This is a genomic window from Nocardia sp. NPDC056564 (assembly GCF_042793755.1).
GTDB lineage: Bacteria > Actinomycetota > Actinomycetes > Mycobacteriales > Mycobacteriaceae > Nocardia.
Genome location: NZ_JBHTUR010000010.1, coordinates 85,588 through 104,142, shown reverse-complemented (window position 1 = coordinate 104,142; position 18,555 = coordinate 85,588). Strand labels below are relative to the sequence as shown.

At 69.1% G+C, this 18,555-nt stretch carries 11 protein-coding genes; 2 read left to right on the top strand and 9 right to left on the bottom strand.

The window, feature by feature from the left end; translation table 11 throughout:
* Nucleotides 1-76 precede the first annotated feature (76 nt).
* The 5 genes from ACFQ9K_RS24365 to ACFQ9K_RS24345 form a co-directional block, all read right to left on the bottom strand.
* Nucleotides 77-1,081, bottom strand: coding sequence for a VWA domain-containing protein (locus ACFQ9K_RS24365; RefSeq protein WP_378721381.1), 1,005 nt, complete (start codon nucleotides 1,079-1,081; stop codon nucleotides 77-79).
* Nucleotides 1,078-2,064 carry a DUF58 domain-containing protein gene (locus ACFQ9K_RS24360; protein ID WP_378721380.1) on the bottom strand — a complete coding sequence of 329 codons (987 nt, stop codon included), beginning with the start codon at nucleotides 2,062-2,064 and terminating at the stop codon, nucleotides 1,078-1,080. The genes ACFQ9K_RS24365 and ACFQ9K_RS24360 overlap by 4 nt, the downstream gene beginning before the upstream one ends.
* Complete coding sequence (locus ACFQ9K_RS24355; protein WP_378721379.1) at nucleotides 2,061-3,287, bottom strand: AAA family ATPase; 1,227 nt, start codon at nucleotides 3,285-3,287, stop codon at nucleotides 2,061-2,063. The genes ACFQ9K_RS24360 and ACFQ9K_RS24355 overlap by 4 nt, the downstream gene beginning before the upstream one ends.
* 145 nt (nucleotides 3,288-3,432) lie before the next feature.
* Nucleotides 3,433-4,848 carry an NlpC/P60 family protein gene (locus ACFQ9K_RS24350; protein WP_378721378.1) on the bottom strand — a complete coding sequence of 472 codons (1,416 nt, stop codon included), beginning with the start codon at nucleotides 4,846-4,848 and terminating at the stop codon, nucleotides 3,433-3,435.
* Nucleotides 4,849-5,113: 265 nt separating this feature from the next.
* The gene (locus tag ACFQ9K_RS24345; RefSeq protein ID WP_378721377.1) at nucleotides 5,114-5,686 is read right to left on the bottom strand and encodes a DUF6676 family protein; all 573 of its coding nucleotides are present in this window, start codon (nucleotides 5,684-5,686) and stop codon (nucleotides 5,114-5,116) included.
* 367 nt (nucleotides 5,687-6,053) lie between these two features.
* Between ACFQ9K_RS24345 and ACFQ9K_RS24340 the strand changes: the two genes are divergently transcribed.
* Nucleotides 6,054-8,873: an aconitate hydratase gene (locus ACFQ9K_RS24340; RefSeq protein ID WP_378721376.1), complete on the top strand. Its 2,820-nt coding sequence runs from the start codon at nucleotides 6,054-6,056 to the stop codon at nucleotides 8,871-8,873.
* Nucleotides 8,874-8,960: 87 nt separating this feature from the next.
* Nucleotides 8,961-9,527 carry a TetR/AcrR family transcriptional regulator gene (locus tag ACFQ9K_RS24335; RefSeq protein ID WP_147132001.1) on the top strand — a complete coding sequence of 189 codons (567 nt, stop codon included), beginning with the start codon at nucleotides 8,961-8,963 and terminating at the stop codon, nucleotides 9,525-9,527.
* 22 nt (nucleotides 9,528-9,549) lie between these two features.
* On the opposite strand, the gene ACFQ9K_RS24330 is transcribed toward ACFQ9K_RS24335, so the two are convergent.
* The 4 genes from ACFQ9K_RS24330 to ACFQ9K_RS24315 form a co-directional block, all read right to left on the bottom strand.
* A complete protein-coding gene (locus ACFQ9K_RS24330; protein ID WP_378726911.1) occupies nucleotides 9,550-13,350 on the bottom strand; it encodes an NACHT and WD repeat domain-containing protein in 3,801 nt (1,266 codons plus the stop codon).
* A 207-nt stretch (nucleotides 13,351-13,557) separates the two neighbouring features.
* Complete coding sequence (locus ACFQ9K_RS24325; protein ID WP_378983638.1) at nucleotides 13,558-13,788, bottom strand: hypothetical protein; 231 nt, start codon at nucleotides 13,786-13,788, stop codon at nucleotides 13,558-13,560.
* 122 nt (nucleotides 13,789-13,910) lie between these two features.
* Nucleotides 13,911-16,877, bottom strand: a complete 2,967-nt coding sequence (locus tag ACFQ9K_RS24320) for a hypothetical protein (RefSeq protein ID WP_378726875.1) — start codon at nucleotides 16,875-16,877, stop codon at nucleotides 13,911-13,913.
* Nucleotides 16,878-17,524: 647 nt separating this feature from the next.
* Nucleotides 17,525-18,319, bottom strand: coding sequence for a hypothetical protein (locus tag ACFQ9K_RS24315; RefSeq protein WP_378726873.1), 795 nt, complete (start codon nucleotides 18,317-18,319; stop codon nucleotides 17,525-17,527).
* Between the last annotated feature and the right edge of the window lie 236 nt (nucleotides 18,320-18,555).

Below are 18,555 nucleotides of genomic sequence, written 5' to 3'. Positions count from 1 at the left end.
ACGATCAACCTATCTGGTGAGGTTCGGACGCCGCGCCTCGGCTCCACCGCTTGGTAGATGCCACAAGTCGCAGGCGTTACGGCAGGCGTTGACGATAAAGCAATCCGGTGACGACGCCCGCGGCGACCAGCAGCATGCCGAGCAACAGCCACGGCCTGCTGGCATCGCCCCTGGTCATCTCGTAACCGATCTGCTGTTCGAGGGTGTCGTAGACCGCGGTCAGTTCCGCGAGGCTGGACGCGGTGTAGAAATCGCCGCCGGAGAGCTTGGCGATCTCGCGCAACGAGTCGTTGTCGACCGGCACCTTGACCCGCTGCGAACCTTTTCCGTCCTGGTCCGGGATCTCCACCGACCCCCATTCGGTGCCGAACGAGATCGTCGACACCGGGATGTTCTTGTTCTTGGCCAGGCGCGCGGCGGTGAAGCCGTGGCGCGGATTGTCGATGTCCTTGTCGTCCGGCACGGTCTGCTTACCGTCCGACATCAGCACGATGCGCGCGGGCGGCGGGGTCTCCGCGCCGCCGAGCACGGAGGCCAGGGTGTCGATGGAATTGAGCGCGGTGAAGATGCCCTCGCCGGTCGCGGTGCGCTCGGCCAGCTTGATGTTGTCGATAGCGGCCTTGACGGCTTCCCGGTTGGTGGTCGGCGAGACCATCACCGAGGCGGTGCCCGCGAAGGTGACGAAGCCGAGGTTGATGCCGGGGGTGAGTCCGTCGACGAACTCCTTGCCCGCCTTCTGCGCGACCTGCAACCGGCTCGGCGGCACGTCGGTCGCCTCCATGGACAGCGAAACGTCCATCACCAGAATGACGGTCGCGCGATTGCGCGGCACCTTCTTGACCGCCGTCGGGCCCGCGGCCGCGACGGTCAGGAAGACCAGGCCGACCAGCATCAGCGCGACCGGCACGTGCCGGAACTGACTCGGCCGCGCCGGGGCGACCTTCTCCAGCAGCTCCATGTTGCTGAACTGCAGCATGTGCTTGTGCCTGCTGCGCTGGACCAGGATGTAGCCGAGCGCGATCAGCGCGACGACGGCCAGGAAACCGAGCCAGATCTGCGCGGTGAAGTGCGAAATACTCACTGGCGTGGCACCCGCCCGGTCGGGGCGCCCAAGCTGTGGCGCCGGGTGGACACGAACCGGACCACGTCGGAGATCCAGTCCCGATCGGTCTGCAGGGTGAGCACCGGTGCGCCGCAACTGCGCAACGCCTCTTCGACCTGATTCCGGTGCCGTTGCGCGGCGGCCGCGAAATCGGCGCGCAGCGTGGGCGTCACGCTGAATTCGCGAGTGCGCCCGGTCTCCGGGTCGTGCAGCACGACGTCGCCGACGTCGGGCAGCGACAGGTCGCGCGGGTCGAGCACCTCCACCGCGAGCAGGTCGTGGCGCGCGGAGATGGCGCGCAGCGAACGCTGCCAGTCGATGTCACCGAGGAAGTCGCTGATGATCACCGCGAGGCCGCGCTTGCGCTGCGGGCGGCGCAGCGACTCGATGCCGCCGCGCAGGTCGCCGCGCACGCCGTCGCGGGCGTGCGGGGTGGTCGCGATGCTGCGCAGCAGCGACTGCGCGTGTACCCGGCCGCTGCGCGCGGGCACCCGGACCAGTTCCTCGCCGGTCGCGACGACGGCGCCGATCCGGTTGCCGCCACCGCTGGTGAGATGGGTGATGGCGGCCGCGGCGGCGATCGCCAGGTCGCGCTTCTGGCACAGGGCGGTGCCGAAGTCGAGGCTGGCCGACAGGTCGACCACCATCCAGGTTTCCAGCTCCCGGTCGGCGATGCTCTGCCGCACGTGTGGATGGGTGGTGCGGGCGGTGACCGACCAATCCATCTGCCGCACATCGTCACCCGGCTGATAGGTGCGCGCCTCGCCCGGCTCGGAGCCGGGTCCGGGGATCAGGCCGAGGTGGTCGCCGTGCAGCACACCGTCGAGCCGGCGGCGCACCGTCAGCTCGAGCGTTTTCAGCGCCGCGGTCAGCCGTGGGTCGGTCAGCTCGCCCGCGTGGAAAGAAGGCGGGGCGTGGGGAGACCTTGACGCTACGGGAAGCGGTTCCGGCGCTGCGGTCACTTGTTCTGAACGTTGCCGGCGGGCTGGGACTGCTGCCCGTTCGGCGGCTGCGGAACGGCCTGCGGCGCACCCTGCTGCTGCGGCTGCTGGGCCGGCTGCGGCGCGGGCCCGTTCTGCTGCGAAAGCTGTTGCGGCGCAGCGGGACCGGCGGGCGGCGCGGCGGGCGCACCGGGGGCGACGGCCTGCGGGGCGACCTGCGGCATGCCGACGGTCTGCAACACCCGCTTGATCACCTCCTCCGGGCTGATCTCGTCGGCCAGCGCGTCGTAGGACAGCACCAGGCGGTGCCGGAGCACGTCCGGGATGACCTCGACGACGTCTTGCGGCACGACATAGTCGCGGCCGCGGATCAGCGCGACGGCGCGGGCCGCGGCGATGATGCCGAGGCTGGCGCGCGGCGAGGCGCCGTAGGCGATCCAGCTGGCCACGTCCTGCATGCCGAAGTCGGCGGGCTTGCGGGTCGCCGCGATCACCCGGACCACGTAGTCGACCAGCGCGTGGTGCACGAACACGGTGGCGGCGACCTGCTGCAGGCGCACCACGTCCTCCGGGGTGAGGATGCGCGACGCCTCCGGCGGGGTGACCCCCATCCGGTAGATGATCTCGCGCTCCTCCTCGACCGAGGGGTAGTCGACGACGACCTTGAACAGGAAGCGGTCGCGCTGCGCCTCGGGCAGCGGGTACACGCCCTCGCTCTCGATCGGGTTCTGCGTCGCCATCACCAGGAACGGGTTGGGCATCGGGTAGGTCTTGCCGCCGATCGAGACGTGCCGCTCGGCCATCACCTCGAGCAGCGCCGACTGCACCTTGGCGGGCGCGCGGTTGATCTCGTCGGCGAGCACGAAGTTCGCCACGACCGGGCCGAGCTCGGTGTCGAACTCCTCGCGGCCCTGCCGGTAGATACGGGTACCGATGAGGTCGGTGGGCACGAGGTCCGGGGTGAACTGCACCCGGGAGAACGATCCGCCGATCACCTTGGCGAAGGTCTCCACGGCCAGCGTCTTCGCGATGCCGGGCACACCTTCGAGCAACACGTGACCACGCGCGAGCACGCCCACGAGCAGTCGTTCGACCAGCCGATCCTGGCCGACGATTACCCGCTTGACCTCGTAGATCGCCTTCTCCAGGGCCTGGACGTCACGCTCCAGGGTGTCGGGCGTGGACGCTGGCGCATCTTTCGCCAATTTCGCCCCGCTCACACCGTCTGTCGAAGTCACCAACATCCCCGCTTTCGCCTTGGTCCTGTGCGTGCTGCCACAACTATTCCAGGTAATGGCCGTATGTGCCGCAACCGGACCCGACATGAAGGGAATTCAAAGCTTTCAGCTGTCCGGTTCGGTCGATCCGCGGCACGGCGAAGGATAGACGTCAGCTGACGATCCGCACCGCGTACGGCATGATGCCACCCTCGCGCACCGACGTCACCCGGACGACCTCGCCGGACTCCGGCGCCTCGATCATCTGCCCGTTGCCCAGGTACAACGCGACATGCTCGCTGGCGTTCGCACCCCAGAACAGCATGTCGCCGCGGGCGCGCTGATCGACCGGCACGCGAGTGCCCGCGTTGTACTGGTACCCGCTGTAGTGCGGCAGCGAAACCCCGATCCCGGCAAAGGCATAGATCATCAGGCCGGAGCAGTCGAAGCCGATCTTGTTGTAATCGCCGTAGCTGTCGGCGACGCCGCCGTCGTGGATGCCGTAGGTCGGGCCGTCCTCGTCGCCGCCGCCCCAGGCGTAGATGACGCCGAGCTGGGACATGGCGCGGTCGACCACCGTCTCGATCGCCGCGGAGCCGCTCACCGACGGCAGGCTCGGACGCGGGGTGCTGCGGCGGGGCGGGGGCGAATTCTCCATTTGGGTGTGCGGGCGCTTGCCGTCGCCGAGCTGGCCGGCCCGGCCCTGGGCGTTCTGGTCGGCGGCGGCGCGCGCGGCGGCGGCCGCGGCGGCGGCGCGCACCGCGGCCTCTTCGGCCTTACGCTGCTGCTCCCAATTCAAATAGGCGTCCCGCTGTCCTTGTAAACCGGCGACGTTCTGTCGCGCGAAGTCCAAGCGATTCTGCGCATCCTGGCGCTGGCGTTGCAGGTTGTCGCGCTGCACCGTCTGCTGGTCGAGCGCGGCCTTGGCGGCGACCACCGCCTGCTCGGCGTCGCGCTTGGCTTGCTCGGCGGCCGCGGCGGCCGCGTCGGCGTCCGACTTCGCTTGGCGGGCACTGGAATTCTTGTTGCCCTGATCGATCTGGGCGCGGCGTAGGCCGTCGAGGACCTGCTGCTGGTTCTTCGAGACCAAGGATAGGAGCTGGGCTTGGTCGAGGGCGGCGGCCGGCGTGGCCGCGGCTAGGTAGACGACCATGGACTCGGCCGCGGGGCGGGTGTAGGCCTGGGCGGCGAACTGGTCGAAGTTGCGCCGGGCCGCGCCGACTTTCGTTCCGGCGTCGGCCAATTCGCGCTGGGTCTGCTCCACCACGGCGGCGGCCGCGTCGGCGGCGTCGCGCGCGTTCTGCAGGTCGACGAGCGCCTTGTTCACCTCTTCGCGCTTGCGGGCGACCTCGCTGTCGAGCTGCTGCAGCTGCTGTTCGACCACCGCGACCTGATTGATGAGTCCGCCGACCTCGGTCACGCCGGCGTCGACTTGGGCTCCGGCACCGGCGATCTCGCCGTCACTCGGGTTCGGCGGGGCGGGCGGCACCGCGGCGGCGGGTCCGGCCAGGACGAGCGCGACCGACACCAGCAACCCCAGAGCGATCCCCAGCGGACGCCGATAGGCGGCTTCGCCGTTGTTGCGCATCGCACCTCCCAAGGACCCGAACCCAGCAACGCCCCACGAGCACCAACCGCACCTACCGGCTCGATGGTGGGCAGATAACCCCTGACAACACTTCTTCCCCATCGGTAACTACACGACCGTACGACACTCGAGTCACCAAAGGAACTCCAGCCACAGAATGACAGGCGCGTAATTTTGCCGTTGCCTGAAAATAGCCGGATGCGGCAGAGGTTTCCGAGCGGTATTACATACCGGTCGTCAGGAAAAGTAGCTGGTTAGCAACCAGCTATACGGTGGAGGTCCGATCGCCGTCCGAATCTGAAACACTCACCGGCGTGGCGGGTTCGGCACGCCGACGCGACTTCACGAAGTAGAGCCCGATCACGACCGCGGCCGTGCCCGCGAGCAACACACTGGCGATCGCGGTCCAGGAGACGGCCTCCGGCTGCTCCAGCTTGGCAACGAACTGTTGGGCCGCCTCGGCCGAGTGTCCGCCGTTGAACTTCGCCTTGTCCTCGGCCCACTCCAGCCGGACCCGGGAGATGGAGTCGCTGTAGGTGCCGGCCCAGTCGTCGCTCAGCACCAGGACGGTGCCCTGCTCATCCTTGCCGATCGTGGTGGCCAGGTCACGCAGGCTTTCGTGGCCGGGGGCACCGGGCACGATCACGATGTTCAGCGGGATTCCGTGCGCGTTCGCGTCGGCGGCGACGGCGGCCAGTTCCGTCTGGTCCTTGCCGTCGAGCGTGGCGACATGGTTGTCGGCCAGGTCGGTTTTGATGGTGGCGACGGTTTCGTCGGTGACATTCGGCGGCAGGCCGGCGGCCATGGGGGTGAGAACCGAGGTGTGCGAGACGGTCATCTTCCATCCGGTCTGTCGAGCCGCATCGGCATCCGAGGCGACGTGCATCCAACACTGCTGAGTGAGCGCAACTCCACCCGGCTGGCTCCGAAAGCACAGTACGCGACGGAGAGTCGGTGCATGCGCAGACGGCACGCGACGCGCCCCCGCGCGGCTGCGCGCGGGGCACTGGCGCAGACTGAGCGGGCGGGGCCGATGCGCTCACAGGACAAGCGTACTGTTAAGGTCGTAGCGCGAGGAACCGGCGCGACTAGTGCCGGGGCACCTGCAAAGACCATCGCTAGCGACTGCTTGCAGGTCGCTCGAACAAGCCAGCCGCCGGCACAGCCCCGCCGACGGCCAACCCTCACAGACGAGTGGAGCTGACGTGACGACAAGTATCGATACTTTCGGCGCCAAGGGCACCCTCGAGGTCGGAAGCAACTCCTACGAGATCTTCCGCCTCTCCGCCGTGCCCGGCACCAAGAAACTCCCCTACGCACTCAAGGTCCTCGCGGAGAACCTGCTCCGCACCGAGGACGGCGCGAACATCACCGCCGACCACATCCGCGCCATCGCGGACTGGGACGCCTCGGCCGAGCCGAGCATCGAGATCCAGTTCACCCCGGCCCGCGTGATCATGCAGGACTTCACCGGCGTGCCGTGCATCGTCGACCTCGCCACCATGCGTGAGGCCGTGCAGACCCTCGGCGGCGACCCGGACAAGGTCAACCCGCTCGCGCCCGCCGAGATGGTCATCGACCACTCGGTGATCATCGACGTGTTCGGCCGCGCCGACGCGCTCGAGCGCAACGTCGACATCGAATACTCGCGCAACCGCGAGCGCTACCAGTTCCTCCGCTGGGGCCAGGGCGCGTTCGACGACTTCAAGGTCGTCCCCCCGGGCACCGGCATCGTGCACCAGGTCAACATCGAGCACCTGGCCCGCACCGTCATGGTCCGCAACGGCCAGGCCTACCCGGACACCTGCGTCGGCACCGACTCGCACACCACGATGGTCAACGGCCTCGGCGTATTGGGTTGGGGCGTCGGCGGAATCGAGGCCGAGGCGGCCATGCTCGGCCAGCCCGTCTCCATGCTGATCCCGCGCGTCGTCGGCTTCAAGCTGACCGGTGAGATCAAGCCCGGCGTCACCGCCACCGACGTGGTGCTCACCGTCACCGACATGCTGCGCAAGCACGGCGTGGTCGGCAAGTTCGTCGAGTTCTACGGCAAGGGCGTCGCCGAGGTGCCGCTGGCCAACCGCGCGACCCTGGGCAACATGAGCCCCGAATTCGGTTCCACCGCAGCGATCTTCCCGATCGACGAGGTGACCATCGACTACCTGCGCCTGACCGGCCGCAGCGACGAGCAGCTCGCGCTGGTCGAGGCGTACGCCAAAGAACAGGGCATGTGGCACGACGCCGAGCACGAGCCGGTGTACTCGGAGTACATGGAGCTCGACCTGGGCGACGTGGTCCCGTCAATCGCTGGCCCGAAGCGTCCGCAGGACCGAATCCTGTTGTCGGACTCCAAGACCGCGTTCCGCAAGGACATCCACAACTACACCAACGACGCGGAGAGCGGCCCCGCCGCCGCCACCCCGCACACGCATCTCGACGAGGCGATCGAGGAGTCCTTCCCGGCCAGCGATCCGGCCGTGCTGTCCTTCGCCGACGACGACGCGGTGCTGATCCCGTCCGCCGCGAACGGCGCCGTCGGCCGCCCGAGCAAGCCGGTCAAGGTGTCCTCGGAGGAGTACGGCGACTTCGTGCTCGACCACGGCGCGGTGGTGGTCGCCTCGATCACCTCCTGCACCAACACCTCCAACCCGTCGGTCATGCTCGGCGCCGCGCTGCTCGCGCGCAACGCCGTGGAGAAGGGCCTGACCTCCAAGCCGTGGGTCAAGACCTCCATGGCGCCGGGTTCGCAGGTCGTCAACGACTACTACAACAAGGCAGGCCTGTGGCCCTACCTGGAGAAGCTCGGCTTCTTCCTGGTCGGTTACGGCTGCGCCACCTGCATCGGCAACACCGGCCCGCTGCCGGAGGCCGTGTCCAAGGCGATCAACGACAACGACCTCTCGGTCACCGCGGTGCTGTCCGGCAACCGCAACTTCGAAGGCCGCATCTCCCCCGACGTGAAGATGAACTACCTGGCCTCGCCGCCGCTGGTCATCGCCTACGCGCTCGCCGGAACGATGGACTTCGACTTCGAGCACGACGCGCTCGGCCAGGACGCCGACGGCAACGACGTGTTCCTGAAGGACATCTGGCCGTCCTCGAAAGAGATCGAGGAGACCATCGGCACGGCGATCAGCCAGGACATGTTCGTCAAGTCCTACGCCGACGTGTTCAAGGGTGACGAGCGCTGGCGCGGGCTGGAGACCCCCGAGGGCAAGATCTTCGACTGGGACGCCGACTCCACCTACGTGCGCAAGCCCCCGTACTTCGACGGCATGCCGCAGGAACCGGCGCCGGTCACCGACATCAGCGGCGCCCGGGTGCTGGCCCTGCTCGGCGATTCGGTCACCACCGACCACATCTCCCCCGCGGGCAACATCAAGGCGGGCACGCCGGCCGCGCAGTACCTCGACAGCCACGGCGTCGAGCGCAAGGACTACAACTCCTACGGCTCGCGTCGCGGTAACCACGAGGTGATGATCCGCGGCACCTTCGCCAACATCCGGCTGCGCAACCAGCTCCTGGACGACGTCTCGGGCGGTTACACCCGCGACTTCACCCAGGACGGCGGCCCGCAGGCCTTCATCTACGACGCCGCGCAGAACTACCAGGCCGCGGGCATCCCGCTGGTCGTGCTCGGTGGCAAGGAGTACGGCTCGGGTTCCTCGCGCGACTGGGCGGCCAAGGGCACCTCGCTGCTCGGCGTCAAGGCCGTCATCACCGAGTCGTTCGAGCGCATCCACCGCTCGAATCTCATTGGCATGGGCGTCATTCCGCTGCAGTTCCCGGCCGGTGAGTCGGCCGCGTCGCTGAAGCTGGACGGCACCGAGACCTTCGACATCGAGGGCATCACCAAGCTGAACGAGGGCACGACGCCGAAGACCCTGAAGGTCACCGCCACCAAGGAGAACGGTGACAAGATCACCTTCGACGCCGTGGTCCGGATCGACACCCCCGGTGAGGCCGATTACTACCGCAACGGCGGCATCCTGCAGTACGTGCTGCGCAACATGATTCGCGGCTGATCACGCACACGCCGTTAGTCGAGGGTCCGCGCACCGCGTTTTGGCGGTGCGCGGACTTCTCACACCTCTTGGAGGAGCACGCCCGCTATGCCCAAAGTCAGTGATGATCACCTCGCCGCCCGGCGCAGCCAGATTCTCGACGGGGCGCGGCGCTGCTTTGCCGAATACGGGTACGAGGGCGCCACGGTCCGGCGGCTGGAGGAGGAGATCGGCCTGTCCCGCGGCGCGATCTTCCACCACTTCCGGGACAAGGACGCGCTGTTCCTCGCGCTGGCGCAGGAAGACGCCGAACGGATGGCCGACGTCGCGGCCAACCAGGGCATCGTCGGGGTGATGCGGGACATGCTCGCTCATCCCGAGCAATTCAATTGGCTGGGAACGCGTTTGGAGATCGCGCGGCGGCTGCGCACCGATCCTGAGTTCCGTGCGGGGTGGACTCAGCGCTCGGCGGAGCTGACCGCGGCGACGCTGGCCCGGCTGGAGCGCCGCAAGGCCGCGGGCGCGTTGCGCGACGACGTGCCCACCGATGTCCTACTCGGATACCTGGACCTGGTGCTGGACGGCCTGATCGCCCGCATCGCCTCCGGCCACACCAACGAAAACCTCACCGCGGTACTCGATCTCGTCGAAGCCTCGGTCCGGCGCCGCGACTGAGTTCGCGAGCCCGTGCGGGAACTCAGCACGGGCTGGTGTACGGGACCGCGGGGAGCAGGGTGCGCCACTGCTGGTCGTCGCGCATGGCGGACGAGGCGGTGCACAGTTTGGCGGCTACCGCGGCCGGGTCGGTGTACCAGAGGGTGGAGAGTTGGTCGCCTACGCCCAGTAGGCGGGATTCGTCGGCGGGGTCGAAGCGTAGGAACCAGGTCCAGCCGATTTTGGCCTCGATCGGGTCGCCGTAGGCGCGCAGGTGGGACGGGGTGGTGATGTCCCATCGGCGGGCCGTCTCGTCCGCGCCGCCGGAGGCCAGGCGGTGACCGGATTCGTCCATGGCCAGCGTTCGGATGGCGGCCGCGTGGGCGCGGATGGCGTCCAGTTCGCGGGCTTGTGCCGGGACGGTGATATCCCACGCGCGGATCATGCCGCTGTCGTCGCCGCTGTACAGGGTTCGGCCATCGGGCGCGAAGAGCAGGGCGCCGGCTTTCGCGCCGTGCAGGTCGAGTGCGGCCGGCCGGGCCGGATCGGTGGTGTCCCACAGGTAGATTCGCGCATCGTCGGCGGTGGCCGCCACCACGGGGCGGCCGGGGGCGAAAGCGGCCAGTTCGAGTTCGCGGTCGTGGCCGGTCGTCAAGGGGCCGCCGAGCGGGCGCGGGGCGGCTCGATCGGCGACATCCCACAGTTGCAGCGACCGGTGGCCCACGCCGGTGAGCAAACGTTCTCCCTTCGGGGCGAAGGCAATCGGCTCGGTGGCGGGCACCGCGCCCAGCGGCGCGGGCCTGGCCCGGTCGGCCAGACTCCACAGCCGGACCTCGTCGACGCCGGTGGTGGCCAGCAGGGTACCGTCCGGCCGCAGTGCCACCCGCGTCCCGTGGCGATCCGGCGGGCCAGCCCGTACCTCGCTGAGCATCGAACTGAGCAGCGGTGCGGTGGTATCCCACACCGCCGCTTCGCCATCGCGAAACCCACCGACCAGGGTCTTGCCCGCCTGATCGAAGCCGAGCGAGGTGAGCGAGCTGGCGAACGCGATGGGCAGGCGCGCGCCCGCCTGGCTCCAGGTGCGGAGCTTTCCGTCGGCGCCGGCGCTGATCGCGGTGGTGTTCGTGACCACCACCAGCAACTGCAGCGAGTCGCTGTTCACCAGGTCCAGGACGACGGGTGACACGCGATCGAGGCGGCTGGTGTTCCATTCCCTGGCGGTGCCGCCCGAGTCGGTGACCACCAGCGCGCGGCCGTCGAGCCAGTACTGGAGCCCCGAAATCGGCACGGGACGAGTCTGTTTCCGGTCGACGAGCTGCGGCCGATCGCGGTCGCGAGCGTCCCAGAACAGCAGTTGCCCGTCGGCGGTGCCCGCGACGAGCCGGCCGAGGGCGCCGAAGGTGAGGGCCTGCACGACTCCCCCACTGTCGAGCGGAGCGCCGACCGGGCGCGGCTGTTCGGTACCGTCGACGGCCCACAGGCGCACGGTGTGGTCGTCGCCGGCGGTGGCGAGCACCGGCGCGTCCGGCGCCAGGGCCATCGACTTGATCGCGGTCGGGTGTGCGCCGAGGACCGCGCCGAGCCGCCGGATGGCTTGCGGTGCGGTGATATCGAGGAAGGCCAGGGTTCCGTCGTCGCCGCCGACCGCCAGGGTGCGACCGCCGGGCAGGAAGGCGACGGTGGTGAGCCGGGTGCCGTTGTCGAAGGTACCGGCCAGGCTCGTCTTCGCCGGCTCGTGGATGTCCCAGAGTCGTAGCGTGCCACCGGAATCGAGGGTGGCCAGCATGGTGCCGTCCTGGTTGAACTCAACCGATTCGGCGGGGCCTCGATGCCCGCTCAGGGACGGTCCGACCTGGGTGAGGGTGCTGGGATTCGCTATGTCCCAGAGCTTTACCAGTCCGTCGTCGCCCGCGGTGGCGACCAGGCGGTGGCTCGAGCTGAAGGCCAGGCGGCGGATGGGCCCGTCGTGGGCCGGCGCCGTGACGAGTTCGATCGGTTGCACCTGAGCGGCCAGTAGCCGCGCCCTGGCCGCGGGATCCGCCGGGTCGAGCCGGTAGGCCGCGAGCGCGAGCTGGGTGGACAGCACCGGGTTCACGTTCTCCACGCGCTCGGATTGGTCGACGAGCTGGCTGAGCATCGTGTCCTTGTGCTCCTGCGTGACAGTCGCGCGTTGACCGACCACCACGACCGAGAGCACCAGTGCCATAACGGTGAGCACGCCGACGGCGGACAGGAAGATCCGCCACCGGATGGTGCGGGCGCGATGCCGGGCCTGCGACACCGAGACGAACTCGCGCGCCAGCCGGTTCGACGACTCCGTGCGCCGCATCCACCCGGTCGCGTTCTCCAGTCGGGCTTTGGTGTACAGCAGCGAGATCGGGCGTTCCATCCGCGCCCACTCGCGGGCATCGGCCTCGATGCGCTGCCGGTCGGCGGCGAATTCCCGCTCCTCGGAAAGCCATTCGGCCAGTCGGGGCCAGCCGGTGAGCAACAGCTCGTGCACCAGCTCGATATCGTCATTGTGCTGCACCAGGATTCGGCCCGAGATCAGCTTGGTGATCGCGGCGCGGGCGGCGTGTGGATCCGCCGATTCCTCGATCAGCAGTTCGACCGGCATCCGGTTGCGTACCACGGCGGTCGGCTCGGTGATGGTCAACGCGACGAGGACCTGCCGGGCCGTCGACTGCTCGCGGTCGGTGAGCTGGGCCCAGACCGACTCGCAGCCGACCGCGCAAGCCCCGCTCAGGCCGCCCGCTTCGCGATAGCCGTCGACGGTCAGCGTGCGTCCGTGGCGATTCGCCCAGGTCATGGACAGGGCCAGCGATAACAGCGGCAGCCGGAACGCGCTGTCCGCCTGGATGGCGCCCAGATCCTGCAACACCACCTCGACCAGACTGTCGTCGACGCGCAAGCCGGTGGCCTCGGCCGGACGGACGATCACCTCGCGCAGCTCCGGGAGGGTCATCGGGTCGAGCAGCATCGCGTGCTGGCGCAGCGGTTCCACCGTCCACGAGTACCGCAGGAAGGCGTGCAGCAGCTCATGCAGGAAGGCGAGGTCGAACGCGGCGACGACGGTGGTCGGCGGCTCGGCGGCGGGATCGGCGAGGGCGGTCAGCCTGCGCAGGAACTGTTGGCGCAGAGCGTCATCCGTGCACAGCGTGAACAGTTCCTCGCCGTGATCGATGAGCAGTAGCCTGCGGACCGACGGCTGGTCCGCGAGCGCGGCGTCCAAGGCGGCCACCGGGTCGTGGCCCGGGGTCATGGCGATCGGGGTGCGCGGCCCCGGTGCGGCCTGTAGCCCGGCGGCGAGCAGGGACGACTTGCCGATGCCGGAGGGACCGAGCAGGAGGGCCGCGGCCGGTCGATCGGTCGACTCGACCGCCGAAATCAGCTCGAGCAGGCGCTGTTTCGCGTCGGCACGGCCGAAGAACAGGTCACTGTCCTCGAACCGGTACGACTGGAGACCGCGGTACGGTGCGCGATCGGCGTCGACGCCCGGCGGCTCGACCTTGGCCGCCTCCCAGTCCTGGTGCCAGCGTTCCAGATCGAGCAGCGTGGGGTCGATCCGTGGGTTCTCCAGTGTTCGTCTGCGGGCGTCCGCGATCAGGACCTCCAGCACCGGACGGACCGAGTCGAACACGGCCGGCGTGCGCCGGCCGCGCCGCCAGTCGCTGATCCGCTGGAAGGTGATCTTGCCCGCGCCCTGCGGAAGGCGGGCGTTGGCGGCTCTGACCACCGACTTCAACGGGGGTCCACCGGCCGCGGCGAACAGGTCGCTGAGCCGGTCGGCGAACAGGCGGCGGCCTTCGGCCCGGCTCGGGGCGGCGTTTCGCTGGTCGACCACGGGTGGTTATCCGCGGGGACGCGTCGGGTTGGGACAGACCAGCGAATCGGACAATCGCATGTTCACCACCGTGGGGTCGGGTGTCCAGGAATTGCGTGCTGAGCTGAGCGAACGCTGTTCTCCAGCCGCTCGAGCATACCAGTCGGTATGTTCAAGGTGCGTCCACAGCGCTGCGGGTGGCGCGCACGGTGCGCGCCACCCGGTTCGCTACGACTGCACCAGCAGGACGGCGAACTGCACCGCCGGGACGAAGCCCAGCGCCGCCGCCAGCATCATGCCGACGCCGATCGTGAGCCGCCGGTGGCGAGACCACCAGCCGACGTGCGCAGGCGATGCGGTTTCGGTGTCACCGACGTTCCGCGCGTAGTAGCCGAACCCGATCGGCGCGGAACCGATATCGAGCAATCCCTCGGCCCTGGTATCCAGGTTTGGGTTCACCTCGAACTCCTATGTTCGTCGTATTGCGTTGCGAGCGAGTAGGTGTGGTCGACGACCCCGTCCGTGGCGGACGCGAAGTCCGCCACGGACGACCACGGACAAATGGTCCGTCCGATCAAGGTTCAGACCGCTACCAGTTCGCGGTCATTCGCGTCCGGTCCGTGGCTCACTTCGCTATCCACCTGCGGTGCAACGGAGTTCGTGTACGCGGTTCCGTATGCGCGCGGCCCTCCCTGCGGTGCAGGCTCGATGTACTGCCGCGGAGCGGGTTCCGAGTACTGCCAGGGAGCAGGCTCCGCGTACTGCCGTGGTGCCGGCTCCGCGTACGGAGCGGGTTCGCTGTACTGCCACGGTTCGGCGTACGGCTGCGGTGCCGGAACGTACGGTTGCGGCGCGGGTTCGATATACGGCTGCGGGGCAGGTTGCGCGTACGGCTGCGGCACGGGCTCGGAGTACTGCCACGGCTGCGGGTACGGCGCAGGCTCCGCGTACGGCCGCGGCTGAACCTGCGGGGCAGGCTCGCTGTACTGCCACGGCTCGACATACGGTCCGGGCTCGATCCGCGGCGCCGGCTCGCTGTACTGCCACGGTTCTACGCGCGGAGCAGGCTCACTGTACGGCCCCGGTGCGGGCGCCGAGTAGGGCCGAGGCTCGACATACGGCCTGGGCTCGAACTGCGGCGCGGGTCCGGTGTACGGCCTTGGCTCCACTCGAGGCTCGGCATAGGGCCGCGGCTGAACCTGCGGAGCGGGCTCGCTGTACGGCCCCGGTTGCGTGCGCGGGCCGCTCTCGCCATTGGGCGAAGGCGCTGTGCGCGGACCTGTTTCACCGTTCGGCGAGGGCGCGTTACGCGGTCCGGTCTCGCCGTAAGGCGTGGGCGTGGCCTCGCCATTGGGCGAAGGAACAGTGCGCGGACCGCTCTCACCGAACGGCGAAGGCGCTGTGCGCGGGGCAGATTCGCCGAACGGCGACTGCGGCGGAACTGGGCCCGTCTCACCGTAGGGCGACGGCACCGTACGAGGAGCAGGCTCCCCGAAAGGTGACGGCGCGGTCCAGGGCGCCTCGCCGAAAGGCGAAGGGGCAGTGCGCGGAGCCGCACCGAACGGCGACGGCGTGGCCCGCGGCACCTCGGGCGCGAATCCGGTCAGCAGCGACCCGATCAGCTCCTCGAAGAGCGCGACGCCCTCCAGCTCCTCCAGCACCGGAATCGCCAGGAACAGCATCGACAGCATCCCGAGCGTCAGCAGCACCACGAACGCGGCGGGCACGCCGAACTCGAGCAGCGGGACACCGATCACCGTCACCAGCGCCATCCCGGCGCCGGCCGTCGCGGCGGCAGCCGAGCCCGCCATCAGCATGCCGATCAGCACCGTGCCGATCGCGCCGGCGATCATGCCGCCGACCACGAGCAGCCCGGCACCACCGCCCGCCGCCAGACCGGCCAGCGCACCGAGCACGAACACACCGAACCCGAGCACCTCCGGCAGCGTGAACAGCGCGCCACCGAACAGCACCGCGGCACCCAGCGCAAGCACCCCGAGCACCTCCGGCGCCGCCAACAACGCACCGCCGAACAGCACCGCGGCACCCAGACCGAGCACCGCCAACACCTCCGGAGCGGCCAGCAACGCACCACCGAGCAACACGGCGGCGCCCAAACCGAGCGCGCCCAGCACCTCCGGCGCCGCCAGCACCGCGCCCCCGAACAGCACCGCCGCTCCCAGCGCGAGCGCACCGAGCACCGGCACCGCAACGGCGATCTCGAACGGCAAGGCCAGCACTTCGAGACCGGCGAGCACGGCGCCGATCCCGAGGACCGCCGGAATCGCGATCGGGGCCAGCAGAACCGCGCCGACCGCCAGCGCACCGATGATCTCCGGTGCGGCCAGCACCGCGAGCGCCGCGGCCGCGCCCATCGCCAGGGTGCCGAGGACCAGCCCCCCACCGATGATCATCGGCAGATCAAGAAACGGCAGCATCGCGTCGTGCCTGCCCACCACGCCACCGCCGTCCAGCCCGCCGCGCGCCGTGCTCAGGTCGAACACCGATCCGACCGCAACAGCCGGATCACCGAGCAGCACTCGCGCGCCGGAAACAATGCCCGACAACAGATCCCCACCACCTGTCGCCTGTCCGAGCAACGAGCCGAGGCCGGCGGCCGCAGGACTACCGATGAACTGTCGCATGCCAATAGCCAAGTCCGACCACGGGTCCGCACCAGCCGTCGCCTGTCCGAGCAACGCGCTCAATTGCGAACCGAGGCCAGTGGCGACCGGATCGCCGACAAGCTTCGACAGGCCTGTAGCCGGGCCGAGCAACGAATCCCCGCCGCCGTTCGCCTGCCCGAGCGGCGGATTCAGGAGATCGCGTAGCTCCTCGGTGGGGTCGGGTCCGGAGGTCGGGAAGTCGAACAGGCTGCGGGCCTGGTCGGCGATGTTCTCCAGCGGGGTGCCCAGGAGGTCGCGGCGCAGGCCGGCCTGTTCGATTGCTTCGTCCGCGAACACGAGCAAGTCCCGGACGGGTTGGCCGAGCGGCCCGGTCGGCACAGCCGCATCGGCGAGCTGACTCAGGTCCGCGGTGCCGGCGAGTTTCCCGGCGACCACGGCCAGTTCGGTGATCGGCTGCGGTGTCGCGACGCTCGGGGTCGGGCCGGCCGAGTCGTCGGATGTCGAACCCAAGGGCGCAGACAAAGGCTCCGGCGCGGTCAGGTCGTGGATCGTCTCGCCCGGGCCGGCGGCCGGTGGGGCGGCCGGCACCGGGCCGAGTGCGGAGAGCGCCTGGGCGAGCACGTCCTGCGCGACCGGGGCCCAGGTCGCCGCGAGGTCATCGAGTTCCGGCACCCCGGTGGGGGGTGGCACCGAGTCGCCGAACTCGGTCACCGCTCGGCGGATTTCCGGCACCGCGATGGCGACCATCGAGTTCACTCCGGGAACGATGTCGCTCGGGTTCGGGGGAACCGGCGATTCGGCGGCGGCTTGGCCGGTCGACAACAGGACGGTGGCCAGCGAGGCGACCGCGGCGGCCGCGTAGCGGCCCTTGCGGTGCGCGCCGGGCGCGGTTACCCGGCGACGTTTGTGTGTTGCAAACATACGAGGACCTTTCGATCGAGGTGGTGCAGCGAGTACGCGGCCGGATCGGACCGGGCGGGCAGTACTCGCGCGAAGCTCTTCGAATGGGGGCGAATTCGCCGGTCGGGCGCACCGGTCGCGCAGACCGTCCGCGACCACAGACCGGCGATTCCGGTGGCGGTCGCGCGACGGACGAGGATTGCGCCGCCGGCGTCGCGAGAGCACAGATACGCGCGTTGCCCGACGCCCGCGCCCGGCGGGAACGGTGATCGCGGCCCGGGTGGACAGGCCGCGGAACACCCGCCGGACGGCGGATCGTGCACCGGGCGCACGGCGGACGGTGCACGCAGTACGACCGAAGCACGTGCGGTAGCTAATTTTCCGCATCTCGCGTAACTGGTCATGCTTCCAGGTTTGGGAAGCGACACACGCCCGTCAATGGACAAAAAGGTCTCACTGGACATCTGACCAGCTAGGCCCGCAGATCGCACCTTTCCGCCGCGGAATGGGTTTACGGAATACTGACGGCCTGCGCTCTTGACACGCAGCGCCCGACAGCTCTCGAGAGATCAAAGCGGAGGCACAGCGACACCGTAGCTATCTTTTCTGAGCGCCCAGCAAACCGGGCGAACCGACTCGATTCCCTCCGAGTGATGCGAGGAAACCGATCAGAAGTTGTCGTTGATGTAGTCGGCCGCGTCGGTCGTCCACAAATGATCGGTACCCGGCATGTTGTGCCCGGAGTACAAAACATGCTGCCCGTCCGGCCACGGCGTCAGATACCCGACGATCCCGCGAACAGCCGCGGCGTATCGATCGAGATTCGCGATCGGATCATGCATCAACCACTCCAGCAGCTCCGCGAAGATCAGCGGACCGAGGTTGCCGATCCGGGCACCCTCCAGGAACGAGAACGGCGAGATGCCGACGTCGATGAAGCGCAGCGGCGAATCGGCGGGCGCGGCGGTGATGATGTCGCCCGGATTGGCATACTCCCGAACGGCGACCGCGGCCGGCCACGCACCCCGCTGACCATGCAGGCCGTAGGTCGACGGCGGGCAGAGATTCCCCACCGATTGCCCCGCCCGGCGCAACGGATTGGCGATATTCACCGCGAACGCGATCTCCAGCGGCGACCCGTCGGTGTTCTTGTACCTACCCGAGCGCACCCCTTCCAGGATGTGGCTCGCACAGATCCCGCCGAGCGAATAACTCAGCAGCCCACAGACATTCGGCGAATCCTGGATCGCCTTGACCCCCGCGGCGGTGCCCAGCCGCACCGACGTGTCCAGCGAGGACCCCCACACATCCGGCGACGGCCCGACCGAGGCGGGCCAGTTCGGCTCGAAGAACGAGAAGCGTTCGGTATCGAGCAGTTTCGTGACGTCGTACAGCATTCCCGCGGGCGCCCCGTTCGAGTTCCGCGGCTCGCCGGTTCCGCGGAGGGTGATGATGTCGATCATCGTTGGTCTCCTAGCCCACCACACCGAGGTTTTCGGCGCAGAACCCCACGGTAGGCCCGCCACACGACCAGTGCGTGCGTAACGAACTACTCGATCCGGCCAACGAACCAACAATGCCGAACGGACCCGTGGGGGGGGCCGGGGGCGGCGCGGCGCGACCCGGGGGGGGGGCCGGTTGGGGGGGGGGGGGTTGGGCGCCCCGGGGGGGCGGTTGGGGGTGGCCCCGGGGGGCCCCC